Origin of the sequence: Rhodococcus sp. GXMU-t2271 (assembly GCF_041414735.1) — a bacterium.
In the GTDB taxonomy this organism is placed as follows: Bacteria; Actinomycetota; Actinomycetes; order Mycobacteriales; family Mycobacteriaceae; genus Rhodococcus; species Rhodococcus indonesiensis.
This window is the reverse complement of sequence record NZ_JAUIZP010000005.1, coordinates 1-25114: the sequence shown is the minus strand read 5'-3', so window position 1 is coordinate 25114 and position 25114 is coordinate 1. Positions and strand designations below refer to the sequence as shown.

The window sequence follows — 25114 nt, the reverse complement described above, 5'->3', positions numbered from 1 at the left end:
ACGCCTTGTACCCCAACTTCAGACCCTGCGACACCACGAACTCCTACCCGTCTACGTTTCTCGACCGGTTCGAGTATGCCCAGCCGACTGTGACAGGCGCGACATCACGTCTCGAGTTCGGCCGGATGCAGATGCGGCTGCCAGTCGTATACGACGCTGGTGCGCAGGAGGATGTCCTGCAGAGACCGACGGCGCCGGTCCACCGCCACCCACAACAACCCGAAGCCGAACATCACGCACAGCCAGGCTCGCACCGCGGAACGAATCCACCCGACGAGGTCGCCGTTGCGGCTGACCACCCGTAGCCCCATCACCACCGCGCCGAGCGTTCGTCCCGTCGTCGCCCAGCACGCCGTCAGGTACACCACCGCGAGACCGACGAACACGGCGACGGACAGCAGGATCTGCGCGTCCGGGAGGGTGAATTCCTGCGGAGAGAACAGCAGCTGCGCGAACACCACGGCCAGGTAGACCCCGCCCATCATCGTGAGCACCACTCCGAGGTCGACGGCGGCTGCGATACCCCGCGTGACGATCCCGGCCGGCCGGTGCTGCTCCCCGCCGGTCACGCGGGTGCTTCCGGGGATTCCGGCACGCGTCCGAACAACCGCCCGACGAACCCGGACACCGCGTCGTCGGCGTGCATCCCTTGGTTCCGGACGCCGCGGACCGCCTCGGTGGACATGGACCCGGTCGACTCCCGGATGATGCTCGGCAGGTCGACCCCCTCGATGACCGCGTTCGCCAGGCCGACCAGGTCGACCCGCCCGATGATCGCGTCCACGTCGATCTTCGCCGCAAGTGCGTCCAGGTCCACGCGGTCGATGATCGCGTCCACGTCGATCTTCGCCGCGAGCGCGTCGAGATCCACGCGGTCGACGATCGCCGCCACGTCCACTCGTTCGGCGACCGCGTCGATGTCGACGCGGGCCAGGATCGGTGCGATCGCGACTCGTGCCGCGACGGCGTCGATGTCGACCCGATCGAGGATCCGTTCGATGTCGATCCCCTCGGCGAGCGTGTCGAGGTCCACATGGTCCCGCACGACGGCGGTGATATCCACGACGTCCAGGGCCGCGTCCACGACCCTGCGCACCACGGTGTGCAGCACCCGGTCCGCGATCTCGTCCCCGGCGCGCAGGGTCTCGGCGCCGCGCGACTCGAGGGCGACGAGGGCCGGGTCCACACCCGGTAGCCGGCGTGCCGCGTCGACGCCGAACAGGAGCATGCGACGAATCCCGTCGCCCACGGTTGCCGCGGCACCCACCGCCACGCGCACCGGGTCGAGGGTGGGCCTGCCGTTCATACCGATATCAAAGCCCTCCGGCGCCCGAAATGCACGTAGTTCACGATCGGCTGAGGGCCGCCGGCGTTCACGCGGATCGGTCCAGGCCCCGAGCGGTCCGGAGCGACGCCGGGGCGAATTCGACGGTGACGGACCGGGCGCCGGAGTACGCGAGGAGTGCCTGCACCGCCTCGGCGTACCGGCTCCGAGGGTCCGGGATCCGCCGGACGACACTCGGTACCGGAACAACGGGCGCCTCCGACACGGGCAACAGGATCTCCGCGTCGAGCCGGCTGCGGCTCCCCTCGATCAGCAACCCTTCGGCGACCACCCGGCGCACCGGCACATCGTGCCGCCGCCGGACGTCGCCCACCACCAGCGCCACGTACTCGTCGTCGTCGACGACCACGGTGATCAGACGCCCTCGCCGGGTCCCGACCGTCAGTGGCACGTCCGAGACGAACTCGGCGCCGCCCGCCGACGTGCCGGGGACCGGGCATCCGTTGGTGTGCAGGATCATTCGTCTGCGGTTCCAGCTGAAGAACGGCTCGTCCACGGCTCTCGTTCCTCCTTCGCGCTGTCGACGAGATGTGCTGTCTCCATCTTCGGCAGGAAGAGCGGTCGCGAACTGTCCCACATCCGGACAGGGGGTCGCACTGTGCGGTGGCAGGTTCGGTGACCTGCGGGGGGCCTACTCGCCGGCGAAACCGAACAGGGTCAGTTTCCGGTACAGCGACGACCGGGAGATTCCCAGGGCGCGGGCGGCGTGCACCCGGTTGCCACCGGTTTCCCGCAGGACCTTGGCGATGAGATCCCGTTCGGCGGACTCGACCGCGTTGAGCTGGCGGCGCGGACCGTGCCGGCACCATTCGGGCAGGTCCTCGACGGTGATGGCACCGGCAGGCCGGTGCGCGACGGCGCAGCGCAACGCCGCTTCGAGCTCGTGGATGTTGCGCGGCCACGGATAGCGTGTCAGCACCCGCATGGCGTCGGGAGCGACGGTGCGGCTCTGCGATCCGGTGATCTTGCGGAGGACCTGGGCCGCGACTCCTGCGATGTCGTCGGTGCGGTGCCGCAGGGCGGGCACGTGCACCGTCCGGTCGAGGGCCGCGAGCAGCGGGGCGAGGGCCTCGGACGGCGGCTCCTCGGACTCCTCCATGGTGGCCACGACGAAGACGTGCTCGGCGACGGGTTCCGCCAGGGTCTCGGCCAGGGTGGCCGTGAGCGGGCCGGGCATCGCCTGGATGTTGCGCAGCACGTACAGGGTGGGGTTGGCGGAGGGCACCGTGAGTCCGGACAGATCGGTCTCGCTACCGTCCACGAGGATGCTCCGTCCCCCGGCGTACAGGGAATGGAAGATCTCGGACGCGAGAGAGGCCTTCCCCGTGCCCGGTTCGCCGGTGAGGAGCAACTTCGCCCCGGCGGACAGGGCCTCCTCGATCTCGTTGCAGGCGCGCATCCACAGCGCGGAGGAACCGCTCGAGCGGAGACGATCCGTGCCGGCCGCGGCCAGTCCGACCCGCCCGGAGTGCATGCGGTGTTCGCGAACGCGGTTCGGAACGGGCGGAAGCGGTGCCGCGGCCGCGGCCGCTTCGGAGACCTCGACGAGGTATCCGGCGGTGTCCTCGCCCGCCAGGATCCGGGTGGCCCGGACCCGGACGGACAGGCCGGTGCTCAGCTCGAGCAGTTCGTCGATTCGCGCGCGGTGCCCGATGACGTAGTCGACGTGCTCACCGACCCGGCGCTGGTCCTCCGGCGCGAGGAGGGTGTGGGCGAGCGGATTCGCGAGCGACATCGCGCTCCCGATCGCCATGAGGGCCGCGCCGCCGCGGGCGTCGGCGCGCACGAACGCGTCGAACAGCGCGTGCTGGCGGGCGCTGCGGTCGCGGAACAGATTCTGTTCGATCTCCGCTGCCGCGGTCCGCACGACGGTCGTGAGCAGCGGCGACGAATGCTCGGTGAGGCAGCTGATGTCGATGACGCCGGCGACCCGTCCGCTGAACGGGTCCCGGATCGGCGCGCCGGAGCAGGCGAACGGCTGGAACCGTTCGTGGAAGTGCTCGGCGCCCTCGATCTGCACGGCACGCCCGGATTCGAGCACCGTGCCGACACCGTTCGTGCCGATCTGGCCCTCGTTGTAGTCGAAGCCCGGTGCGAGCGAGACGTGGTCGAGCAGCCGTCCGATGGCCCGGGCACCGTCGAGTCGCATCAGCACCTGCGCCTTGGCGTCGGTCAGGGCGATGCTCACCGGGACGTCGACGGTCTCCTCCGCGAGCCGGTCCAGAACCGGCAGCGAGCACTGGACCAGGCGGGAGGTCCGGTCGACCTCACCCGCGAACCGGACCTCCCCACCGGACGGTCGCACGCCCGCCGCGGCGGAGCGTCGCCACGACGCCGACACGACGGAGGAGACCAGCGAATCGTCCGGTTCGCCGGAGTCGAGGAATCCGGCCCGGGCCACCGCCACCCGCAGCCGTCGGTCCGCGCTCTTCACCGGCCGCCCCGCCCCGGTGTGGTCGTGATGCATGTCACGCCTCCAGGGTAGCGTCCGCCCTCCGGCCGGTGCCGCTCCCTGCGGCACCGGCGTGCAGGTCGTCCACGCTCAGGCACCGGGGAGGTCGAGTGCGGCCAGCCGGGCGAGCACCGTCTCCGGGACCGCGTCCGCCGGCAGGTGCGCGAGCCGGAACACGCCGTGCGCGTCCGGGACTGCGGCGTCCTCGGCGAGCCAGTAGTCGGAGCCGAGGACGTCACCCTCGTGCTCGCCGATCGAGACGGTGTCCTCGCCGCGCAGTCCGATCTCCCACCGGTAGTGTGCGGCCACGTTCGTCACGGGCACGTACGACTGCGGATCGCCCGGCGGCAACGCGGCGGCGGCATCCGCCACGATCCGCTCGTCGAGCAGGACCGCCGCGACCGGCACCTCGGCGAATCCGCGCAGCCAGTCCGCGACGTACATGGCCGCGGCCTCGACACGGTCCGCGTCCAGGTCCGCGGCGTCTCCGGGATGGGTCGCCGCCAGCCAGGCCCGCGGTGAGGGGATCTGCAGCAGCAGCGGCAGCCGGGTGGTGCCGGCCACCGTGGCGGCGAGCGTGGTCACGGCCCGGGTGGTCGCGGCGTCCGCGAGCAGCGCCCGCAACGCGTACCCGGTCCGGGACCGGGCCGACATCGCCTCGCCCAGACGGGGGTCGCCCGCCGCGATGCGGTAGAACTCACCGAGATCGAGCAGCGTGACGTCCGGCCGCAGCAGCCCGTGCGCCTGGTTGAGGAAGTTCGACAGTGCGGTGGGATCGGCCCAGGGCACCGGGTTGCCGCGGAGCAGGATCCGGCGGCTGTAGTCGAGATGGTCGACGACGAGGGGAACCCGGCGCCCGGAGACCGGCGCGTCGAGCACGGCGGGAAACGAGATGGTCATGACTGTGACTCCAGGGAATGGGTGCCCGCACGGTGAGGGGAGCACACGTGCGGGCACCCGGTTCGGGGTGGATCCGGTGACCGAAGCGGGCCGGATCGGTTTCAGGACTTGCGGTGGACGATCTCGCCGTGCTTCGCCTCGAGTTCCTTCACCCGGGCCGCGAGTTCGGCGATCTTCAACTCCCGGCGGTCGGGCATCATGATGATCGGCATCTTGTCGATCGTCGTGGTGACCCGCTCGGCGCCGTGGACGGTGAAGTGGGTGGCCGTCAGTTCCTCGGTGTCGCCCCAGGACCCGTAGTACAGCAGGTCCTCCGGCGGCTCCGGCGTCACGAACTTCTCGACGAACTCCCCGTAGGGCACACCGCGCGAGAGCCGGTCGCGTCGCATCGAGGCACGCAGCGCCTCCGTGGCGTCGACGTCCACGACGAAGGTGTCCGGTGCGTACACGACACCGTAGATGTCGTGCGCCACCTTCGCGGAGATCCGGTCGATCTCGAGATCGGCAACCACGTCCTCCGGGGCGCGTTCGAGCGGATCTCCGTAGCCTCCGCCCGTGCCCTGCGAAATCATGTATAGCTCACCGTCCTTGGCGACGTCGAACTGCAGACCCATGTGGCTGGTGCTGTACTCGGCGCCCTCGAAGGGCTGTTCGTTCATCACCTTCTCGATCGACAGGTCGAACCGTTCCGGGTTGCGGCGCAGTTCGTCGTAGACGTTGACGCCCTTGACCGTCGCGAGCGGGTAGGTGTTGCAGCCGTACCCGCCGAACTGCCCGCTGATGGAGGAGAACTTCGCGCCGGAGGTCACCGTCATGAAGCCCCACAGCGGGGTGCCCTCGGCCGCGACGATCATCTCGTAGCCCATACCGCCGCGGTACTTGCCGAACCCCTGGTTGTCACGGACGATCCGCTTGCTCACCAGCTGCATGAAGGGCACCTCCTCCTCCATGACCTCCTGCTCGGCCGTATCGGCCATCGCGCAGAAGAGCGGGGAGACCGCGTCCTCGCCGTCGCGGAACGCCTTGGCGCCGCCGCCCATTCCGTTCAGGTCGGCGCACAGGTTGCCGACCTGGTCGCCGTGCTGGGTGACCCCACCCCACAGGAAGGTGTTGATCTGGTTGAACCAGGGCGCAATGACGTTGGAGAACTTCTCCGGGTTGGAGAACTGCAGCTTGGCCCAGGGGTTCTGGAGCGCCGAGAAGCCGCGGAAGGAGGCCTGCAGCGACTGGCCCATGGGGGCGTCGTAGCCGGCGTCGGACCACGTGTGCTCGTCGGAGATGATCTCGATAGGGCTCATCGCGGAGGTGCAGCGCGGCAGGTCCGGCCACCAGAACGCCAGGATGGCCTGCATCATCATCGATTTGACCGAGCACAGCGGCGAATTGATGGCCCGGTTCAGGATCTCCGGTCCGCTGCCGCGCAAGTCGATGGTCATCTTCTCGCCCTTCACCGTGATGGAGCAGGCGAGCTTGATGAGGATGTTCTCCTTGAGGGTGGAGTCCATGAACTGGTTGAACCGGACCGTGCCGTCGGGCAGTTCCCGGATACGCCGGCGCACCTCGGCTTCGACGTCCTCGACGGTGATCCGCAGCGCCGCCACGAACGTCTCCACACCGACCTCGTCGATGATCTTGTCGACGCGTTCCTGGATGCGCTGGACCGCACCGATCTTCACCTTCAGGTCCGCCAGCTGGAGCTTCGGGTCGCGGACCGAGTGCTGCAGGAAGGTGAGCAGGTCGCGGCGCAACTCGCCGCGCTCGACGATCTTGAACGGGCTCATCCGCAGCCCGTCGTCGAACGGGGTCTCCGAACCGGAGGGCATGCCGCCCGGTTCGCAGGCGCCGTTCTCGCCCTCGTGGATCGTGGCGGCCACCCACGCGATGATGCGGTCGTCCCGGATGATCGGCATGATCATCGACTGGTCGGTGTTGTGGACGTTGCCGAAGCGGGCGTCGTTGTGGATGAACCCGTCGCCGGGATGAATTCCGACGGTCGGCTCGTCCTTCCAGTACTTCATGATGTACCGGATCGGGTGGTGCAGGATCGCGGAGAACGCGATCACGCCGTGGCAGGACAGGTAGGTGACGTCCCCGGCCGCGGTGTAGATGGCCGTGGTGAGGTCGCCCCATTTGGCGCCCGGTGCAGCGCCCATCGCCTCACACATCTCGAAGCCCTCGTCGAGGGCGCCGGCGAGGCGCTTGCGAATGCGGTCCACCTGGAGGGGGTCGACGCCGTCGGCGAGGCATTGCTGTTCGAACTCGCTGCGGGAGGTGATGTGGTGCGAACGCATGATGTCGCGGTCCGGGCCGAGGAACAGCGTCGTCTCGTCCATGAAATCGTCGACCCACTGCTGTTCCTGCTCGTTCAGCGAGGCCGTCAGGCGCTGCTGCGCAGCGGTTGCGAGGCGCTGCTCTGCAGCGGTTGCGAGGTCGTCGTGAAGTGCGGTCATGGCTGTGTCTCCTGTGCTTTCTGCGCTAGTCCTTGAGGAACCAGACGGCGCCCTGCGGTGAGGGTTCGAGGCGCCAGCCGGGCTCGACGAGGTAGGTCGTGTTCTCGGTGGTGACGATCGCCGGACCGGGAATCACGTGGTGGTGACTCAGCGCGTCGGCGTCGTAGATCGCGGTGGTGATCGCCCGGGGATGCGCGACGAAGTGGACGTCGCGGTGCCCGACCGGTGCCGGCAGCGTCCTTTCCCCGTCGTGATGCAGGGAATCGAACTCGACGGTCTCACCGTTGACGTAGGACGCGACGCGGATGGTCTGGACGCGGATGCCGGCCTCGGGTGCTGCCGACCCCTCGCCGTAGCGCTTGGAGTAGATGTCGGAGAACGTGCGGATCAGGTGGAGCACATCCCCGACCCCGTGGATCCGGTTGATGTCGAACGCCACTGCGGTCGTCACGAGCTGGTTGCCGTAGCGCAGATCCATCTCGAGGCGGTGCTCGATCGCGCCGTCGCCGACGCCCTGACGGCGCAGATCCTCCGCGCCCCGGGTCTCGAGCGCCGCGACGATCTCGTTGAACTCGTCGTAGCTGTCGTAGAGCCCCCGGGTGGTGGCGTTGTAGAGCACCACGTGGACGCCGCGTTCGTGGATGTGCAGCTGCTTCATGTTGCCGGCACCGCAGGCGGAGAACACGGAGGAGAACGGCGGCGCGAGGATCTTGCGAATGCCGGCCTGGTCGGCGATCCCGCACGCGTGCAGCGGGCCGTTGCCGCCGTAGGCGAGCATCGTGAAGTCCTCCGGCAGGTAGCCGCGCACCCGCAGCTCCTTGGCGATGCCGATCGCCATCTGCTCGTCGACCGATCGCTTGATGACCTTGGCGACGTCGATGACGTCGAGGTCGAGCTCGTCGCACAGTTGTTCCTCGACGGCGAACACCGCCCGCTTGCGGTTGAGCTTGATGAAACCGTTGGCGTAGTTGTCCGGGTCCAGGTAGCCGAGCAGCAGGTCGGCATCGGTCACCGTGGGGCGCAGCCCGCCGCGGTCGTAGCAGGCCGGACCGGGGTCCGAACCGGCGGACTCGGGCCCGAGCCGGACCGAGTGGTGGATCCGGTCGTAGCTCGCGATGGATCCGCCTCCGGCACCGAGGGTTTCGAGGTGGATCATCGGCACCGAGACCAGCCAGCGGTCGATCGTGGGCTGGAAGTCGTAGTGCTTGACGCCGCCCGCCGGCACCAGGCCGATGTCGAAGGACGTGCCGCCCATGTCGGTGGTGATGATGTTGCCGATCCCCGAGGACTCCGACAGATGCTCGGCGGCACTGACACCCGCGACGGGACCGGAGTGGATGGTCTGCAGGGCATCGGTCGAGTTCATCTGGGCCATGCCACCGGAGTTGTGGATGATGAGCATCGGCTTGTCGTAGCCCGAGTCCCGCAGGTTGTTCGCGAGCTGGCTCATGGCGTGGAACATGATGCCGTGCAGGAAGCCGTCGACGATGGTGGACGTCGCGCGGACGTATTCGCCCTTGCGTCCGGAGACCTGGTGGCCGAGCAGGACCGGGATCGCGCCGAGCTGATGCTCCGGATACTCCTCCTGGATGATCTCCATGATCCGCAGCTCGTGGGCGGGATTCTCGGTGGCGTTCACCAGCGACACCACGAGCGCCTGCGCACCGGCGTCGACGAGCTCGCGCACCATCTCGCGCACGTTCCGCTCGACGAGCGGGACGACGATCTCGCCGGCGGAATTGACTCGCTCCTGGACCGACCGGATGAGGCTGCGGTGGACCAGCGGCTCGGGGCGCTCCGCGGCCGGAAGGTTCTGCTGCATCGACGGATCGAGTCCCTCACCGTAGCCCCGTCCGCGGGAGAGCGGGATGGTGTCCTCGAAACCGTGCGTGACGATGGCACCGACGCGCGGACCCTTGCGTTCGATGAGGGCGTTGGTGCCGAGGGTGGTGGCGTAGCGGACCGAATCCACCTGGGACAGCACGTCGTCCCGGTCCAGATCGGCGCGGCGGCAGGCGAGGTCGAGGGCCTCGTTGAAGCCCTGGGCCAGGTTGTGGTGAGTGGTGAGAGCCTTGGCCTCGACGTACTTGTCGTCCCAGGCGAAGAAGCAGTCGGTGAAGGTGCCGCCGATGTCGACGGAGATTCGTTTCATGGTGACGGGGTTCCTTGCGGGTCGCGGTGACTAGTGGTGGTTGTGGCGCCGGCCTTCGAACTCGCCCTCGGCGTCCTGGCCGGGGCCGTACGTGACGACTTGGCCGGGATCGGTGCCGCGTTCGAGCCACTGGGCCCGCAAGGCGTCGACGTCCCATTCCATGTCGACGGTCGGGGGATGTCCGGGCGGGATGTACTCGGTCTCGATCTGGGTGCCGCAGCCGGGGCAGTAGTACTCGAGGATGCGGCAGTAGTCCGGGTCCGGCGAGAAGGTGAACTCGTAGCGGTCGGGATCGATGATGGGCTGGTGGATCTCGCGCGGGTCGCGGTCGTAGACCAGGGTGCCTTCCTTGTAGTTGCCGCGGGCGCTGCCGAGTTCGTGCCGGCACACCCGGCACACCCACAGTTCGGTCTCGAGGTCGATGACCAGGTATTCGGTCATGGGAATCTGCATGTCGTGCGTCCTTCGAACGGTCGAACAGGCTTCGGGATCTGTCGGTCAGTGGGTGTCGGTGAGCAGCAGGTCGCCGCCGGCGGTGACGTCGAACTTCCAGCCCTCCTGCACCCGGGCGGTGAAGAAGGGGCCTTCGACGAGGGCCGGGCCCTCGGCGGTGGCGCCGGGCTCCTGGTCGGCCAGCGTGAACACCGGAACCGGCTGCCGCCCGGCCGCTCCGAGCACGGTGCGTTCGCCGGCGGCCCGGGGGGTGCGGGCCTCGGCGAAGGAGCCGTGCGGGAGCTCGATCCGGTTCATCCGGCGGGTGGCCACCAGGGTCAGGGCGGTGGACGCACCGGGCAGCAGCTCGACGCACTCGCCGGGCTCGTACGGCGTCTCGTCGACCGTGGCACCGTGTGCGTCCTCGGTGGTCAGGGTCCAGGACAGTTCGCAGTCGGCGAGGGCGTGCCCTTCCTGGAACATGTCCCGCTCGGCCTTGGCCAGGAGGTCCGCCACGGCCGCGGCGAGTGTCGCCTCCGCCGTGTCCGCGACGTCGGCCTCGTAGCTCTGCCCGATGTCGGAGAACCCGATACCGAAGGCGGAGAACACCGCGGCGAGCTTGGGGACGAGCACGCTGCGCACGCCCGCGACCCGTGCTGCGCCGCACGCACTCATCGGGCCGGCGCCGCCGAACGCGGCGATGGTGGTCTCGTCGGCGTCGGACACCGCGGGGGCGACGGCGTTGCCCATCGCGGTGAAGTACGCCTGTTCCATCGCCAGCAGCGCCTCATCGAGGGTGAGACCGAGCGGTTCGGCGACGGTGGTGGTGACGACGGCGCGGGCCCGGTCCGCGTCGAGCGTAAAGTCGCCGTCGAGGTAGGTGGCAGGGTCGAGCACACCGAGGAGGAGGTTGACGTCGGTGATGGTCGCGGACGTGCCGCCGAAGCCGAAGCAGGCCGGTCCGGGTGCCGCACCGACGCTTTCCGGTCCGACGGTGATCGCCCCGTCGGTGACGGTGATGACGGAACTGCCGCCGATGCCGGCCGACTCGACGTTCGACATCGGGAAGGATGTCGGGATGCCGGCGATGGTGCCGCGGCGGTCGGTGAGGATCTCGCGCCCGGCGACCGTGCCGACGTCGGTCGTGGTGCCGCCGACGTCGATCATGAGAACGTGCTTGAGGCCGTAGATCTCGGCGAGAGCCCGGGTGCCCTCGAGTCCGCCGCGCGGGCCGGACGAGTACGTCTTGAGGGCCACGGACTTCGCGACGCGCGAGGAGGCACCGTCGTTGCGGTAGATCAGCAGCGGGTTCTTGACGCGGTGGTCGCGCAGCCGGTGCTCGGCGTTGTAGAGGAACCGTTCCATCGTCGGGTGCAGGAACGTGTTGATCACGGCCGACCAGACTCGCCGGGCCGGCGTGCGGTCGGTGGTGAAGTCCCACGAGTACAGAAACGGAACCGAACCGAGCAGGTGGCGCGGGAACTTGCGCAGCAGGATGCCGCGCAGCGTCCGTTCACGTCCGTCGTCGGTGTTCCCGACGGCGACGACGATGCGGGCGGCACCGTCGGTGGTCAGACGGTTGACCCGGGCGACCAGTTCACCTTCGAGGTCCGCGGCGTCGGTGTCGACGACGGCGACGCGGGTGCCGACGAGGTCGTCGAACAGGGCCCGCTGCTCGGGGGTGCGGCGCAGCTCGTCGACGAGGGTTGCCGAGTCTGTGACGATGCCGATGCGGGGACCTTTGCGCTCGACGAGCGCGTTCGTCCCCTGCGTGGTCGAGTAGCGGATGTGCGCCGTGGAGTGCAGCAGCGTGGGCAGGTCCTCGGCGCCGTAGATCTCCTTCGACACCTTCGTCAGTCCGTCGAACAGGCACTGCGACAGATCGAACGGCGTGGTGAGGGTCTTGGTGAAGCTGAATTCGTGGCCGTCCCAGGCGCAGATGTCGGTGAGCGTGCCACCGTTGTCGATGTTGATGAGTCTGTCCATCGGGTGTCCCCCGTTCGGGTTGCGGTGTTGCGGATCGAATGGGGAAAGCCTGGGCCGGACCGGCGGGTGTGAAGTGTGCCACTTCCGGACACCGGCTATGACGTGGCTCATCTTCCGCGTCGAGATGCCTTCTACCTGCGGGTTCGGCGTGACACCGGAACGGAGGCGTCCGGCTACCCGGGTTGCGGGACGGCTTCCATCGACGGACGGTGTCCGGAAATGGGACGGTGCGCCGCCGCACGGCGCGGCGGGCCGCTCCGTCTCGCGCGGCGGCCGCGAAAGACCCTTCCGGACAGCGGATTCGAGTAGCCCCGCCGATCAGGGGTGGCGGCGACAGCGCACTTCGGCGGCTGACGTAAGGTCGGCTCGGTGACACCGCTGGAACTGTTCGTCGTCGCCCTGGCCGGGTTGGGCGCCGGCGCGATCAACGCGCTGGTCGGCTCCGGGACCCTCATCACCTTCCCGACGCTCGTCGCGTTCGGGCTGCCGCCGGTGACCGCCACGATGTCCAACGCCGTCGGGCTCGTCGCGGGTGGGGTGTCGAGCACATGGGGATACCGGCGCGAGCTCCGCGGGCAGTGGCCGCGGCTGCGATGGCAGATCCCCGCCTCCGTGTCCGGCGCGGTCCTCGGGTCGTGGCTGCTGCTGAATCTGCCCGAATCGGCCTTCGAGACGATCGTGCCCGTTCTGCTCGTGCTGGCGCTGCTCCTGGTCGTGTTCCAGCCGAAGCTGCAACAGTGGGTGCTGCGACGCTCCAGCGGCCCGGCCGAGCAGATCGGGCCGGCGCGCATGACGGCGCTGGTCGTCGGCACCTTCGCCGTGGGCGTGTACGGCGGCTACTTCACGGCCGCGCAGGGCATCCTGCTGATGGGATTGTTCGGGGCGCTGCTGCACGATCACATCCAGCGGCAGAACGCCGCGAAGAACCTGCTCTCGCTGCTGGTCAACGTCGTGGCGGCCGTCGCCTACACCCTCGTCGCGTTCGACCGGATCGACTGGACGGCGGCGGCGCTGATCGCCGTGGGCTCGCTGATCGGTGGTGCCCTCGGCTCCCGGTACGGCCGCCGGCTCTCGCCCACCGCACTGCGGGCCGTCATCGTCGTGGTCGGCTTGGTCGGCTTGTACCGGCTGCTGGCGTGAGCGGTCGGTGACACACTCGAACGGTGAACGACGAACCCGTACCCGCGCCGGTCTGGAACTACCTCATGGACATGGACGGCGTCCTGGTGCACGAGGAACACCTGATTCCCGGCGCCGACGCGTTCCTCACCGAGCTGCGTGAGAACGGCACACCGTTCATGGTGCTCACCAACAACTCGATCCGCACTCCGCGGGATCTGCGCGCCCGGCTGCTACGCACCGGCCTCGACATCCCGGAGAAGTCGATCTGGACGTCGGCGCTGGCGACCGCGACGTTCCTGGCGAATCAGCGACCCGGTGGCAGCGCGTACGTGGTGGGCGAATCGGGACTGACCACGGCCCTGCACGACATCGGTTACGTCCTGACCGACAACGACCCGGACTACGTCGTCCTCGGGGAAACCCGCACCTACTCGTTCGAGGCGATCACCACCGCGATCCGGCTCGTCGAGCGGGGTGCCCGGTTCATCGCCACCAATCCGGACCCGACCGGACCGTCGCGGGAGGGCTCGCTCCCCGCGACCGGAGCCGTCGCGGCGCTGATCACCCGCGCGACGGGCCGCGAACCGTACTTCGTGGGCAAACCGAATGCCCTGATGATGCGGTCCGCCCTGCGCGCGATCGGCGCGCACTCGGAGCACACGCTCATGATCGGCGACCGGATGGACACCGACATCGTCTGCGGCCTCGAGGCGGGCCTGCAGACCCTGCTGGTGCTGACCGGCATCTCGACTCGCGAGTCCGTGGAGATGTTCCCCTACCGACCCACTCGCGTCATCGAATCGGTCGCGGAACTGGTGGGGCGCACCGCGAATCCGTTCTGACCGGAGCGGGCGGTTTCGGCAGCGAGAGGGAGGTTCTCGCTCACGCCACTCGGGCGATGCCGCGACAACCTCCCTCTCACTGCTCACCCACAGCGCCACTGCCCGGCCCCCACCGGACCGGGCAGCGACAACGCCCCGCCGACGAGAGGATGAGGTTCTCGTCGGCGGGGCTGCTCACCTCCGGAAGGCGCCTCGATCAGCCGATGCTGAAGGGCTGGCCCCAGAGGGTGACCTGCTGGGTCGTGGTCGCGGTGTCGACCGTGACCTTGACGTAGCTGCGGGCCTGGGCGTAGCCGGCGCATCCGGTGACGCCGAGGGTCGAGTCGCCCCAGGTGACGCTGCCGTTCGCACCCTTGAAGGTGTTGAAGTTGCGGTGGACCTCGGCGCCCCAGGGGTCGCTCTGGGTCAGGTCCAGGACCTTGTAGTCGTAGGCCTGGTTCGGCGTCAGGGTGATGCCGGCGTTGCCCTGCACCGAGGCACTGGCGGACGGCGTGGTGCTGGTCGAGGTCGCACCACCGGACAGGCCGGCTCCCGCACCGAGATTGGCCGTCATGCCGAGCTGGCAGCCGACGATGTAGCCGGGCTGGATCCGGCCACCGAGCTTGTCGGCTCCCGGGCCGCTCAGTTCGACTTTGGCGGTACCCGAAACCCACACATTGCGGTGCAGCGGGGTCGCACCCATCGACGGCGAGATGTTGGCGGTCTCACCGGTCCGGGTGACGGTGACGGTGATGCCGTCGGGCAGCGTCTGGGTGATCGAGCCGTCCTCCAGCGGAACGAAGGTGTCGGCGTTGGCCGCTCCGACGGAGGCGAATCCGATCGCGACGGCGACGGTTGCACCGACACCGGCGGTCTTGAGCGCGCGGCGCAGGCCGGTCTTGAAGCTGGTCTTCATGGTCTCTCTCTCGAGGTTCTACGCTCGTGTGAGCGAGGGTAAGGAGGGGTGGCCTGGAGGTGCTCAGCCGATGCTGAACGGCTGGCCGTACAGGGTGGTCTTTTCGTAGTTGTTACCCGTGACCTCGAGGACCGTGTACGAACGAGCCTGCGCGTAGCCGCCGCAGCCCTGAGCGTCGATCTGCGCGTCCTGGTACTGGATCGTGTACGAGCCGTCCTTCTTGATGGCCTTGCTCTCGACACGGGCGAACTTGACCTGGCCGGCGCTCATCGGCACCGAGATGTTGGCGGAACCGCCGGCGGTACCGCTGGCGCTCTCGGAGACCAGGTTCGCGGACAGACCCGCGTTGAGCCCCAGGGTGCCCGAGAGCTTGCTGATGTCCACCTGGCAGCCGACGATGTAGCCGGTGGTCAGGCGCGGGACCCCGTCGGTGGAGGTGCCCTGGGTGCCGTTCGTGTTGATCGAACCGTCGGGGTTCTCGGCGATACCGCCGTTGGACGGGCCGGCCTCCGCATTGGCCGGAACACCCTTGACATCGGCGGTGACCGTCCCGGACACCCAGGCCACGCGACCTGCGCCGTTAGCCGCGAGTGACGGCGAGATCAGGGCGCTCTCGGCGAACCGCTTGATGACGTTCCCGCTGGGGGCGACAATCTCGCCGTCGGGCAGCGGCACGAAGGTGTCGGCGTTCGCCGCACCCGCGGACAGGAAGCCCAGGGCGACGGCGGCAGCTGCTGCTACACCACCGATGCGTGCGCCGCGGCGGAGGCCGGACGTGTGCTTGTTGCTCAATTCATTCCCCTACTCAGGTGTGCGGTTACCCGGGCGCCCCCGGGCACGGCTGATCACGGCCGCGGGCGGGCCGCCGCGGTCGATTCGGATGTGCATTCTGGTCAGGTCGGGGCGAGATACCGGTCGGTTTCTCGCACAGGCGGATTCAGGTGTCGTTGGCGTGCTGCCCCGAGGGGCACTGTGGACCGACACCCCCGCTCGGACCCCAGTTCGTTTCGGAACGATAACACGCCTGATGCGAAGGGTCACTAAACAGTTACGGCTGTGTTCCAGATCACATGTGCGTACGGCCGTGTGCCGTCGAGAGTTACGTGTGACCGGGAATCCGACTTGCGCAGAACGCAGTTCGGTGTTCTAACGCAAACGCGTCGGGATGCCGGCGACGACCAGCGTCACCGACTCCGATTCGGCCGCCACCCGCGCGTTGAGCCGACCCAGCAGATCCCGGAACAGCCGCCCGGCCGCCGTCGGCGGCACCACGCCGCTGCCGACCTCGTTGCTGACCGCCACCACCGGGACGGCACACGAACGCCACGCCTCGAGCAACTGCTCGACGTCCGCCTCGACCGCGGTGACGTCCCCGCCCGACCACACGTCGTGACGGTCCAGGCGGGCGGTGAGCCAGGTCCCCAGGCAGTCGATCAGCAACGGCTCGTCCGCTCCGCGGAGCACGGCCGCCACGTCGTCGGTCTCGACCGTCGTCCACGACCGCGGCCGGCGGGCCCGGTGCAGCGCGACGCGCTCGGCCCACTCCGCGTCGCCGTCGCGCGTGCCGCCCGTCGCCACGTACGTCACCGCCGGGAACGATTCGAGCAACTCCTCGGCATGCCGCGACTTTCCGGAACGCACACCGCCGAGTACCAGAGTGCGCCGCGCCGCAGCTACTTTGCCGGTCGCAGGTCCCACCGTCGTCACCTCACCGTCGTCGCCCGCTCGCGCCCCGCAGGCCGCCAGCCGGATCCGCAGCTGCTCGAGCGGCGGGTTGTGGTGGCCCAGATGCACGGCCACCACATCGGTCCGCTCGGTCACCGCCCCGCACGCGCGCAGGGTCCGCACCGTCTCCCCGAACGCCGGCAGCGTGTGGTGCGCGGAGCCCAGATCCATTCGGTCCCCGAACGTCTCCTCCAGGAACACCGCATCGTATTCCGCACCGGCGACCCGGTCGAACCACTCCACAGGCAGGGGTCCGGTGTCGCATGCCCACAACATGCGGTCACCACCGGGGCCCTGCACGTCGTAGAGCACGGAGTCTCCGTCGACCAGGACGCGGTGCGCGGCGGGCAGCACCCGCACCCGGTACTCGCCGACTGTCAGCACGTCCCCGGCCGCGACCGGCACGAACCGCACCGGGTCGGTGGGTGCGATCCAGTCCCGGCACTGGTCCAGCGCGTCGACCGGGCCGATCACCTCGATCTCGGAATCCGTTGCCGCCCAGGATCGGAAGAGCAGCGCCTGCGGGCCGAGGTGGTCGGGATGCGAGTGGGTGAGCAGAACGTGACGCACCCCGGCGAGGGTGCGGCCGTGACGTAGCGCCGCGCGCGGCGCCTCGGGTCCGCAGTCCAGCAGGAGCACGTCGTCCACGAGTGCGGCCGTCTGCCCGCGTATCTCGCCGCGAGCGGCCGCGTCCGCGCACGACGGGCAGGTGCAGAACGGATTCGGCCAGCCGTCGGCGGCACCCGTGCCCAGCAGCAGTACCTCCATCACGAATCCTCCGATTCGGTTCCGCCCGAGAATCTTCCACGCACCGGAACGACGGCCGGGCCGGTGCCGGGACGGTCCAGCACCTCGACGCGCGCGCCGTACACCTCGGCGATCCGCCGGGCCGTGAGCACCTGCCGGGGCGTGCCGTCGGCGACCACGCGACCGTCGGCGAGCAGGACCAGCCGCCCGCCGTACAGCGCCGCCGAGGTCAGGTCGTGCATCGCAGCGAGGACCGTGATCCCGTTCTCGACGCGCATCGACTCCACCAGGTCCAGCACGTGCTGCTGGTGGCCGATGTCGAGGGCGCTGGTGGGTTCGTCCAGCAGCAGCACCTGCGGTTCCTGCGCGAGTGCGCGCCCGAGGACCACGCGTTGCAGCTCGCCGCCGGACAGCTCCGTCGCCGGACGGCCGGCCAGCGCGCGCAGGTCGAGCCGGTCGAGGACCGACTCGACCATCTCACGGTCGTGTGCCGACTCGGTCGCGAACCGCGGCAGGTGCGGGGTGCGCCCGAGCCGGATCAGGTCGGTGACCGTCATGCCCTCGGGCACGATGGGCCGCTGCGGCATGAGCGCCACCGTGCGGGCCATCGTCCGGCGCCCGGAGTGTGCGGGGTCCAGTCCGCCGACGCGGACCCGGCCGGTTGCGGGTACCAGTCCCGCCAGCGCGTGCAGGAGCGTGGTCTTCCCCCCACCGTTGGGTCCGACGAGGGCGATCCACTCCCCCTGCCCGACGGTCAGGTCCACCCCGTGCAGGACGGTCTTGCCGCCGCGGTCGACGCGCAGGCCCCGGCAGTCGACGGCGTTCACGACACCCCCCGATGCCGGCGCAGCACCACCAGGAAGAAGGGCGCGCCGACGGCCGCGGTCACCACGCCGATGGGCAGTTCGGCCGGGGACATCACGGTCCGGGCCAGCACGTCCGCAAGGACGAGGAAGGCAGCTCCCATCATCAGCGACAGCGGCAGCAGTAGCCGGTGCCCCGGCCCGACGATCAGCCGGATGGCGTGCGGCACCACGATTCCGACGAAACCGATGAGCCCGCTGGCACCGACCACGGCGGCGGTGCCGAGGGTCGCCACGCACACCAGGATCAGCCGGACCCGCGCCGGGTTCACCCCGAGGCTCGCGGCCTCGACGTCGCCCACCGCCATCACGTCGAGCATCCGGCGGTGCAGCAGGATGACCGCCGCGGACACCACGACGTACGGCAGCACGACGACCACGTCGGACCAGCCGTCGGTGCTGAGGCGGCCGAGCAACCACGTGTACACCTGCCGCAGGGTGTCGTCGTAGAGCTGCTGGACGAACGTCTGCGCGGCGTTGGCGAAGGCCGCCACCGCGACGCCGGCCAGGATGATCACCACTTCAGAACGCATCCCGCCGACACTGCGTCCGAGCGCGTAGGTGGCGGCGACGGCGACGAGGCCGCCGGCGAACGCGGCGACCGGCACCCCGACGGAGGCGAGCACTCCACCGAGGGCGATCGCGAGCGTGGCGCCCAGGCCGGCGCCGCTCGACACCCCGAGCAGGTAGGGGTCGGCCAGCGGGTTGCGGAACACCCCCTGGTAGGTGGCGCCGGCGATGGCGAGCATCGCGCCGACCAGCGCACCGAGCGCCACCCGCGGCATGCGGATGTTCCACAGGATGGCCTGCTGCCGGGTCGTCAGCCCGGAGTCGACGTCGACGAAGGGCAGGGCGTCGAGCAGTTCCAGGAACACGCCGCGCACGGTCAGTCCGGCGGGTCCGACGAGCACCCCGACGTGCAGCACGATCACCAGGACGAGGGCTGCCGCGCCGAGCACCAGGGCCGGGTGGCGCGCGGCGCGGGTCACCGGGTGGGCTGGGCGGCGGGTTCGGCGGCAGCCACGATCGCTCCGAGGTTCCGCACGAGGTCCACGACCCGCGGTCCCCAGCGGCTGGCGACGTCCTCGTCGAGCACGTGGATCTGTCCGGACCGGACGGCCGTCAGCTCGCTCCAGCCGGCGCGGGCGGCCACGGTTTCCGGCGTGACCCCGCAGCACTGCCCGTCGGCGAGGAAGATCAGGTCGGGGTCGGCGTCGAGGACGTACTCGGCGGACAGCTGCGGGTAGGCGTCGGCACCGGCGGCGTCGCCGATGGAACGCAGGCCGAGCATCGCGTAGATGCCCCCGATGAAGGTGTCACCCGTGACGCTGTAGTAGGTGTCGTCGAGCTCGTGGTAGTAGCTCAGCGGAGCCGGGCGCGGAGGCAACCCGGCGACGACCTCGTCGATGTCGCTGCGCATCGACGCGACCAGTTCGGCCGCGTCCCCGATGTGCCCGGTGGCGGCGCCGAGCTGCTCGATCTGCGTGTACGCCTCGTCGAGGGTGGTGGCGGCCGGCAGCAGCAGCGTGGGGACGCCGGCCGCATCGAGGCCGGAGACGAGGTCGCCCACGTCGTCCATCGCGACCACGAGGTCCGGTTCGTAGCCGAGCACGGCTTCGACGTTCGGCGAGTATCCGGACAGGGCGGTGACGGGCACCCCGGCGGGGTAGTCGGACTGGTCGTCGACCGCGACGACCTGGTCGCCGGCGCCGACGGCGTAGAGCATCTCGGTGGCGGTGGGACTGAGGGAGACGATCGAATCCGGGGCCGCATCGAGGGTGATCGCTCCGTCGCCGGAGTTCACGGTGACGGGGAAGGTCCCGTCACCGGAGGGCGCGGAGGCCGGTTCGGAGCCGCCGCTCGAGGCGCACGAGGCGGCGAGCAGGGCGAGCGCGGCGAGTCCGGCGGCGAACAGCCGGCGGGTCGGCACAGTGAGGACAGGCACAGTGGGGGCAGGCACAACCATCCTCCGTGAGGCGGAGGACGAAAACAGCACGGCTGCAACGATCACCGTTGCGGCACGACACCGTCCTTCGTCCGAGGACCAGTACGTGACCGCCGCGCCGGCCGACCTGACTCGTCCGGCAGCGCGCTGCCGGCCTCACAGTTGCGGGACAGTGCCGGATTACACCGGACTTCACCGATACGCTGCGGCACCCCACCCGGAAGCGGGGTCACCGCAGCGTATCGCAGGGCTCCGGGCCCGGGGACGGCAGGCCGGGGTCCGTCAGTGCGCCGCCTCGCGCTTCTTCCGTTTCGGAATCAGGTGCGCGATCAGCACGATGATCGCGCCCACGACGAGCCCGACGACTGCGGACGCCACGGTCCCCGCGGTCCAGGCCAGCACGCCGCCGAAGCCACCCTGCACGAGATCGCCGAACCAGTGCTCGAGGTCGTGCAGGCGATCGGCCGGCCAGTGGAATCCGGCCTCGCCGACGTTGACGAGCAGGATGTGACCACCGACCCACAGCATCGCGGCGATCCCGACCACGGTGAGCACCGTCATCACCTTCGGCATCGCGGCCACGAGCCCCCGGCCGACCCGCCGGCTGAACGACGATTCGCGTCCGGCGAGCGCCAGGCCCACGTCGTCCATCTTCACGATCAGCGCGACCGCGCCGTACACCAAGGCGGTGATGAGGATCGCGACGACGACGAGCACCGCCAGCCGGGTGAGGAACGGTTCGTCCTCCACCGACGACAGGGAGATCACCATGATCTCGGCCGAGAGGATGAGGTCGGTGCGGATGGCCCCGCTGACCATGGACTTCTCGACTTCGGGTCCGCTCTGTACCGCGGGGGTGTCGGCTTCGTGGTGACCGCCGGTCAGTGCTTCGTAGACCTTCTCGGCCCCCTCGAAGCACAGGAACAGGCCTCCGGCGATCAACAGGTAGGGCAACGCCTGAGGAAAGAACTGGCTCAGGAGCATCGCCACCGGCAGGATGATCAGCAGCTTGTTGCGGATCGACCCGATCGCGATCTTGCGGATGACCGGCAGTTCCCGGTCCGGGGTGAATCCGTGCACGTAGCGCGGGGTGACGGCGGTGTCGTCGACGACGACACCTGCCGCCTTGACGCCGGCCTTGCCGGCCGCGGCGCCGATGTCGTCGATGGACGCCGCGGCCGCTTTCGTCAGTGCCGCGACGTCGTCCAGCAGGGCGACGAGACCACCAGCCACGGGAACCTCCCACAGTTCGGCTGCGCAGAGCCGATCGAACGACACGCAGTTGCGGGTCGACTCTGTAACTTACCGAAGCGCGCACGGCCGTGGGATCGGGTCTTCCGCGGTCTCCGGTGCGGCCGGTGTCGCCGACCTGGCATTTCCGGGTGGTGGATCGAAGCCCCGACCCGTCGGCAGGGCTTCGATGCAGCTGCGGCCCTCGCCCCCGGTTACCGCAGCGCCTGCTCGAAGTCCTCGAGCAGATCCTCCGTGTCCTCGAGCCCCACCGACAGCCGCACCACCCCGTCGGACAGCCCGATCGCCGCCCGGCCGTCCGGCCCCATCGCCCGGTGCGTCGTCGTCGCGGGGTGGGTGATCAGCGACTTGGCGTCGCCGAGGTTGTTGGAGATGTCGACGATGCGCAGCCCGTCGAGCAGCTCGAATGCGCGCTTCTTGCCGGCGCCTTCGGGGGCGTCCAGTTCGAAGGTCACGACCGTGCCACCGCCGCTCATCTGGGACCGCGCCAGGTCGTACTGGGGGTGCGAGTCGAGGAACGGGTACTTGACCCACTTGATCGCGGCGTGGTCCTGGAGGAAACGGGCGATCCGCTCGGCCGACTCCACCGAGTGCCGGATCCGCACCGCCATCGTCTCGAGGCCCTTGAGCAGGGTGTGGGCGTTGAACGGGCTCAGTGCCGGACCGGTGTGGCGGATGAGGTGCTGGACCGGGCCGTCGATGTAGTCCTGCGGGCCGAGGATCGCCCCGCCGAGCACCCGACCTTGGCCGTCGATGTGCTTGGTGCCCGAGTACACGACGATGTCGGCGCCGAGATCGAGGCTGCGCTGCAGCAGGGGGGTGGCGAAGACGTTGTCGAGCACTACCTTGGCGCCGGCGGCGTGCGCCATCTCGGAGACCCGGCGCACGTCGACGAGGGTCTGCATCGGGTTGGAGGGCGTCTCGAAGAAGACCGCCGTCGTGGGCACGGACAGCGCCCGCTCCCACTGGTCGAGGTCTTCACCGTCGACGAACACGGTCTCGACGCCCCAGCGCGGGAGGATCTCGTTGCAGACCACGAAGCAGGAGCCGAACAGGCTCCGGGCCGCGACCAGCCGATCGCCCTTGCCGAGCAGCGCCGCGAGGGCGGTGAAGACCGCCGACATGCCCGAGGCGGTGGCGTAGCAGCCCTCGGCACCTTCGAGCAGCCGCAACCGCTCCTCGAACATCTTCACCGTCGGGTTGCCGTACCGGGAGTAGACGAAGTGGTCCACCTCGCCGGTGAACGCCTGCTCCGCGGCCTCGGCCGATTCGTAGACGAAGCCGGAATTGAGGTAGATCGCCTCGGAGGTCTCCTCGAATCCGGACCGCATGGTGCCGCCGCGCACGCCGAGCGTGGCGGGACGCACCGATGCCGGCAGCGGCCGCTCGAAGGCGCCGCCCCTGGGGATTGTGCTCACGACTGCCTCCACGGCAGGCCCGCGGCCCGCCAGCCCTCGGCGCCGCGATGCCGCTCGGCATCGAGGCCGCCTTCGAATCCTTCGAGGATGTTGTACGACGGGGCCAGGCCCGCGGCGGTGGCCGCCTCCGCGGCGGCGATGGAACGATGTCCCGAGCGACACAGGAACACGATCGGCCCGCCGGTCACGCCGGCGTCCTTCAGCTGGTCGACGAAGTTCTCGTTGCGGGCGCCGTTGGGGTAGCGCACCCATTCGACGAAGACGGTGCGGCGCCCGATGGGGGACGTTTCGGGAACCCCCACGTACTTCCATTCGGCGTCGGTACGCACATCGACGAGCACGGCGTCCGGGTTATCGCGCAGCAGCTCCCAGGCTTGCTGCGGCGTCATATCACCTGCGTAGCTCACCGCACCAGCTTTTCACAGCTCTCGGCGAGCCGACCAGGCGGGCGGGCGGCGGTCAGAAGGTGCAGATCCGCCAGACGTCGTCGATCCGGACGAACTGCCACGTGCTGGTCTGCTCGTTTCCGGCGATCCGGGCACGCACGTCGGCGCTCGCCCGGTCGTCGTTCGTCTCGACGTTCTCGACGGCCTCGAGCTGCACCTCGCCGTCGACACCGGCCAGCGGGGCCCGGTCGGCCGCGAGCTGGTCGCAGCGCAGGCGGTCCTGCGCGGCGCGGTCACCGGCGTTGTGGGCACGGACGTAGTCGTCGACCGTCCGCACGACGAGTTCGGTCCCGGAGGTGCTGCGATCCGACGGCGACACCAGCTGGGCGACGAACACCCCGACGACGAGCACCACGATGATCGCGAGTGCCGCGAGGAACGGCGTCGCACTGCTGCGGTCCGTTTCGTCCGGGTCGGGCTCGGGTGCGCGTTCGGCTGCCATGGGGCGATCCTAGGCGGCGCCGGGACGGCCCCACGCGGGCGCATTTGCCCCGATAAACCCTCTCGAGGTAGGAATTGGCCATGGCCTCTACGCACCTCGTTCGACGTCTCGCCGTCGACCTGTGTCGAGTGAGCGCCCACATGTGTTGTCGCTGAAGCGAATTCCCGTCACGCCCGGTTTCGTCGCGCAGTTCTTGCCGCTCCCGCGTGCCCCCTGGCAGCCACCCCTGCCGACTCCCTTCCTCAATTAAGCTGAATCACGTCCGTCCGCACACCGAAGAGGTAGTTGACCCCTGATGACCGATCAGACTCGTCCCCTTCGCGTCGCGATCGTCGGTGCCGGCCCCGCCGGCATCTACGCCGCCGATGCGCTCATGAAGTCCGACACCGAGGTCAGCATCGACCTGTTCGAGCGGATGCCCGCCCCGTTCGGTCTCATCCGCTACGGCGTGGCGCCGGACCATCCCCGCATCAAGGGCATCATCACCGCCCTGCACAAGGTGCTTGACAAGCCCCAGGTCCGGCTGCTCGGCAACCTCGACTACGGCACCGACATCACCCTCGAGGACCTGCGCCGGTTCTACGACGCGGTGATCTTCTCCACCGGAGCCAACGCCGACCGCGCCCTGAACATCCCCGGCATCGACCTCGACGGCAGCTACGGCGCCGCCGACTTCGTCTCCTGGTACGACGGCCACCCCGACGTGCCGCGCAGCTGGCCGCTCGAGGCCGAGAAGGTCGCCGTGCTCGGCGTCGGCAACGTCGCCCTCGACATCGCGCGCGTCCTGGCCAAGACCGGCGACGAGCTGCTGCCGACGGAGATCCCCGCCAACGTCTACGAGGGCCTGAAGAACAACAAGGCCGTCGAGGTGCACGTGTTCGGCCGCCGCGGTCCCGCGCAGGCCAAGTTCACCCCGCTCGAGCTGCGTGAGCTCGACCACTCGCCCACCATCGAGGTCATCGTCGATCCCGAGGACATCGACTACGACGAGGGCTCGGAGGCCGCGCGCCGCAATTCCAAGCAGGTCGACATGGTCGCCAACACCCTGCAGGACTGGGCCATCCGCGACGTCGGCGACCGCCCGCACAAGCTGTTCCTGCACTTCTTCGAGTCCCCGGCCGAGATCCTCGGCGAGGACGGCAAGGTCGTGGGCCTGCGCACCGAGCGCACCGAGCTCGACGGCACCGGCAACGTCCGCGGTACCGGCCGCTTCCGCGACTGGGAGGTCCAGGCCGTGTACCGGGCGGTGGGCTACCTGTCGCAGAACATCGCCAAGCTGCCGTTCGACGAGCAGGCCGGCACCGTGCCCAACGAGGCCGGACGCGTCGTCGCCGACGAGTCGGCGGAGGGTCCCGAGCGTTTCCTGCCCGCCACGTACGTCACGGGCTGGATCAAGCGCGGTCCCGTCGGTCTGATCGGCCACACCAAGGGCGACGCGAACGAGACCGTCGCGAACCTGCTCGCCGACCGGGCCCACGGCCTGCTGAACACCCCCGAGGACCCGTCCGAGGACGCGATCGTCGCCTTCCTCGAGGACAAGCAGCTGCCCTACACCACCTGGCAGGGTTGGTGCCGGCTCGACGCGCACGAGCGCAGCCTCGGCGAGGCCGAGGGCCGCGAGCGCGTCAAGGTCGTCGAGCGTGAGGACATGTTCCGCGCCTCCGAGCCGCACAAGGCCTGACACCCCCCGACCCCTGGTGG

General features: G+C 69.6%; 22 protein-coding genes and 1 riboswitch. Of the genes, 3 read left to right on the top strand and 19 right to left on the bottom strand.

The window, feature by feature from the left end; translation table 11 throughout:
* Positions 1–104: 104 nt before the first annotated feature.
* From QYS60_RS03295 to QYS60_RS03255, 9 genes are all read right to left on the bottom strand, one after another.
* The gene (locus QYS60_RS03295; RefSeq protein WP_371382438.1) at positions 105–569 is read right to left on the bottom strand and encodes an RDD family protein; all 465 of its coding nucleotides are present in this window, start codon (positions 567–569) and stop codon (positions 105–107) included.
* Entirely contained in the window at positions 566–1306 is a 741-nt protein-coding gene (locus QYS60_RS03290) for a hypothetical protein (RefSeq protein ID WP_289380910.1), read from the bottom strand. Before QYS60_RS03290 ends, QYS60_RS03295 begins: the two co-directional genes overlap by 4 nt.
* A gap of 67 nt (positions 1307–1373) precedes the next feature.
* Positions 1374–1841: a hypothetical protein gene (locus QYS60_RS03285; protein ID WP_371382437.1), complete on the bottom strand. Its 468-nt coding sequence runs from the start codon at positions 1839–1841 to the stop codon at positions 1374–1376.
* A 135-nt stretch (positions 1842–1976) separates the two neighbouring features.
* The gene (locus QYS60_RS03280; RefSeq protein ID WP_371382436.1) at positions 1977–3812 is read right to left on the bottom strand and encodes a sigma-54-dependent Fis family transcriptional regulator; all 1836 of its coding nucleotides are present in this window, start codon (positions 3810–3812) and stop codon (positions 1977–1979) included.
* Positions 3813–3887: 75 nt separating this feature from the next.
* Positions 3888–4697, bottom strand: a complete 810-nt coding sequence (locus tag QYS60_RS03275) for a hypothetical protein (protein WP_371382435.1) — start codon at positions 4695–4697, stop codon at positions 3888–3890.
* A gap of 101 nt (positions 4698–4798) precedes the next feature.
* A complete protein-coding gene (locus tag QYS60_RS03270; protein WP_371382434.1) occupies positions 4799–7147 on the bottom strand; it encodes a hydantoinase B/oxoprolinase family protein in 2349 nt (782 codons plus the stop codon).
* Between the two features lie 25 nt (positions 7148–7172).
* Entirely contained in the window at positions 7173–9299 is a 2127-nt protein-coding gene (locus tag QYS60_RS03265; protein WP_371382433.1) for a hydantoinase/oxoprolinase family protein, read from the bottom strand.
* Between the two features lie 30 nt (positions 9300–9329).
* A complete protein-coding gene (locus tag QYS60_RS03260) occupies positions 9330–9752 on the bottom strand; it encodes an acetone carboxylase subunit gamma (protein ID WP_010593155.1) in 423 nt (140 codons plus the stop codon).
* Positions 9753–9797: 45 nt separating this feature from the next.
* On the bottom strand, positions 9798–11717 hold the full coding sequence (locus QYS60_RS03255; RefSeq protein ID WP_371382432.1) for a hydantoinase/oxoprolinase family protein: 1920 nt from the start codon (positions 11715–11717) through the stop codon (positions 9798–9800).
* Positions 11718–12086: 369 nt separating this feature from the next.
* Here QYS60_RS03255 and QYS60_RS03250 point away from each other — a divergent pair, with 369 nt between their 5' ends.
* A complete protein-coding gene (locus tag QYS60_RS03250; protein WP_301913890.1) occupies positions 12087–12857 on the top strand; it encodes a sulfite exporter TauE/SafE family protein in 771 nt (256 codons plus the stop codon).
* Between the two features lie 65 nt (positions 12858–12922).
* Positions 12923–13681, top strand: coding sequence for an HAD-IIA family hydrolase (locus tag QYS60_RS03245; protein WP_371382439.1), 759 nt, complete (start codon positions 12923–12925; stop codon positions 13679–13681).
* A gap of 196 nt (positions 13682–13877) precedes the next feature.
* Here the strand turns inward: QYS60_RS03245 and QYS60_RS03240 are convergent, their stop codons facing one another.
* The 10 genes from QYS60_RS03240 to QYS60_RS03195 all read right to left on the bottom strand — a co-directional run bounded on the left by QYS60_RS03240 (position 13878) and on the right by QYS60_RS03195 (position 23413).
* Positions 13878–14576 carry an MspA family porin gene (locus QYS60_RS03240; protein WP_003938309.1) on the bottom strand — a complete coding sequence of 233 codons (699 nt, stop codon included), beginning with the start codon at positions 14574–14576 and terminating at the stop codon, positions 13878–13880.
* Between the two features lie 63 nt (positions 14577–14639).
* Positions 14640–15368, bottom strand: a complete 729-nt coding sequence (locus tag QYS60_RS03235; protein WP_371382431.1) for an MspA family porin — start codon at positions 15366–15368, stop codon at positions 14640–14642.
* Positions 15369–15722: 354 nt separating this feature from the next.
* Complete coding sequence (locus tag QYS60_RS03230) at positions 15723–17069, bottom strand: bifunctional adenosylcobinamide kinase/adenosylcobinamide-phosphate guanylyltransferase (protein WP_371382430.1); 1347 nt, start codon at positions 17067–17069, stop codon at positions 15723–15725.
* Positions 17069–17875, bottom strand: a complete 807-nt coding sequence (locus tag QYS60_RS03225) for an ABC transporter ATP-binding protein (RefSeq protein ID WP_371382429.1) — start codon at positions 17873–17875, stop codon at positions 17069–17071. Before QYS60_RS03225 ends, QYS60_RS03230 begins: the two co-directional genes overlap by 1 nt.
* Positions 17872–18900, bottom strand: a complete 1029-nt coding sequence (locus tag QYS60_RS03220; RefSeq protein WP_237210727.1) for an iron ABC transporter permease — start codon at positions 18898–18900, stop codon at positions 17872–17874. Before QYS60_RS03220 ends, QYS60_RS03225 begins: the two co-directional genes overlap by 4 nt.
* Positions 18897–19841, bottom strand: coding sequence for an ABC transporter substrate-binding protein (locus QYS60_RS03215; protein ID WP_140189157.1), 945 nt, complete (start codon positions 19839–19841; stop codon positions 18897–18899). Before QYS60_RS03215 ends, QYS60_RS03220 begins: the two co-directional genes overlap by 4 nt.
* A gap of 114 nt (positions 19842–19955) precedes the next feature.
* Positions 19956–20099: riboswitch (cobalamin riboswitch) on the bottom strand.
* Positions 20100–20138: 39 nt separating this feature from the next.
* Positions 20139–21089, bottom strand: a complete 951-nt coding sequence (locus QYS60_RS03210) for a DUF808 domain-containing protein (protein WP_202637483.1) — start codon at positions 21087–21089, stop codon at positions 20139–20141.
* A gap of 212 nt (positions 21090–21301) precedes the next feature.
* On the bottom strand, positions 21302–22525 hold the full coding sequence (locus QYS60_RS03205) for an O-succinylhomoserine sulfhydrylase (protein ID WP_054375331.1): 1224 nt from the start codon (positions 22523–22525) through the stop codon (positions 21302–21304).
* Entirely contained in the window at positions 22522–22932 is a 411-nt protein-coding gene (locus tag QYS60_RS03200) for a rhodanese-like domain-containing protein (protein WP_289380921.1), read from the bottom strand. Before QYS60_RS03200 ends, QYS60_RS03205 begins: the two co-directional genes overlap by 4 nt.
* A 52-nt stretch (positions 22933–22984) precedes the next feature.
* The gene (locus QYS60_RS03195) at positions 22985–23413 is read right to left on the bottom strand and encodes a hypothetical protein (RefSeq protein ID WP_003938318.1); all 429 of its coding nucleotides are present in this window, start codon (positions 23411–23413) and stop codon (positions 22985–22987) included.
* Positions 23414–23708: 295 nt separating this feature from the next.
* Between QYS60_RS03195 and QYS60_RS03190 the strand changes: the two genes are divergently transcribed.
* Positions 23709–25094: an FAD-dependent oxidoreductase gene (locus QYS60_RS03190; protein WP_371382428.1), complete on the top strand. Its 1386-nt coding sequence runs from the start codon at positions 23709–23711 to the stop codon at positions 25092–25094.
* Positions 25095–25114 lie beyond the last annotated feature (20 nt).

What these genes read in the sequence shown, in the direction of transcription:
- QYS60_RS03290 (WP_289380910.1), bottom strand. Translation starts at nt 1,306, where the DNA reads ATGAACGGCAGGCCCACCCTCGACCCGGTGCGCGTGGCGGTGGGTGCC.
- QYS60_RS03280 (WP_371382436.1), bottom strand. Translation starts at nt 3,812, where the DNA reads ATGCATCACGACCACACCGGGGCGGGGCGGCCGGTGAAGAGCGCGGAC.
- QYS60_RS03275 (WP_371382435.1), bottom strand. Translation starts at nt 4,697, where the DNA reads ATGACCATCTCGTTTCCCGCCGTGCTCGACGCGCCGGTCTCCGGGCGC.
- QYS60_RS03270 (WP_371382434.1), bottom strand. Translation starts at nt 7,147, where the DNA reads ATGACCGCACTTCACGACGACCTCGCAACCGCTGCAGAGCAGCGCCTC.
- QYS60_RS03265 (WP_371382433.1), bottom strand. Translation starts at nt 9,299, where the DNA reads ATGAAACGAATCTCCGTCGACATCGGCGGCACCTTCACCGACTGCTTC.
- QYS60_RS03260 (WP_010593155.1), bottom strand. Translation starts at nt 9,752, where the DNA reads ATGCAGATTCCCATGACCGAATACCTGGTCATCGACCTCGAGACCGAA.
- QYS60_RS03255 (WP_371382432.1), bottom strand. Translation starts at nt 11,717, where the DNA reads ATGGACAGACTCATCAACATCGACAACGGTGGCACGCTCACCGACATC.
- QYS60_RS03245 (WP_371382439.1), top strand. Translation starts at nt 12,923, where the DNA reads ATGGACATGGACGGCGTCCTGGTGCACGAGGAACACCTGATTCCCGGC.
- QYS60_RS03240 (WP_003938309.1), bottom strand. Translation starts at nt 14,576, where the DNA reads ATGAAGACCAGCTTCAAGACCGGCCTGCGCCGCGCGCTCAAGACCGCC.
- QYS60_RS03230 (WP_371382430.1), bottom strand. Translation starts at nt 17,069, where the DNA reads ATGGAGGTACTGCTGCTGGGCACGGGTGCCGCCGACGGCTGGCCGAAT.
- QYS60_RS03195 (WP_003938318.1), bottom strand. Translation starts at nt 23,413, where the DNA reads ATGGCAGCCGAACGCGCACCCGAGCCCGACCCGGACGAAACGGACCGC.
- QYS60_RS03190 (WP_371382428.1), top strand. Translation starts at nt 23,709, where the DNA reads ATGACCGATCAGACTCGTCCCCTTCGCGTCGCGATCGTCGGTGCCGGC.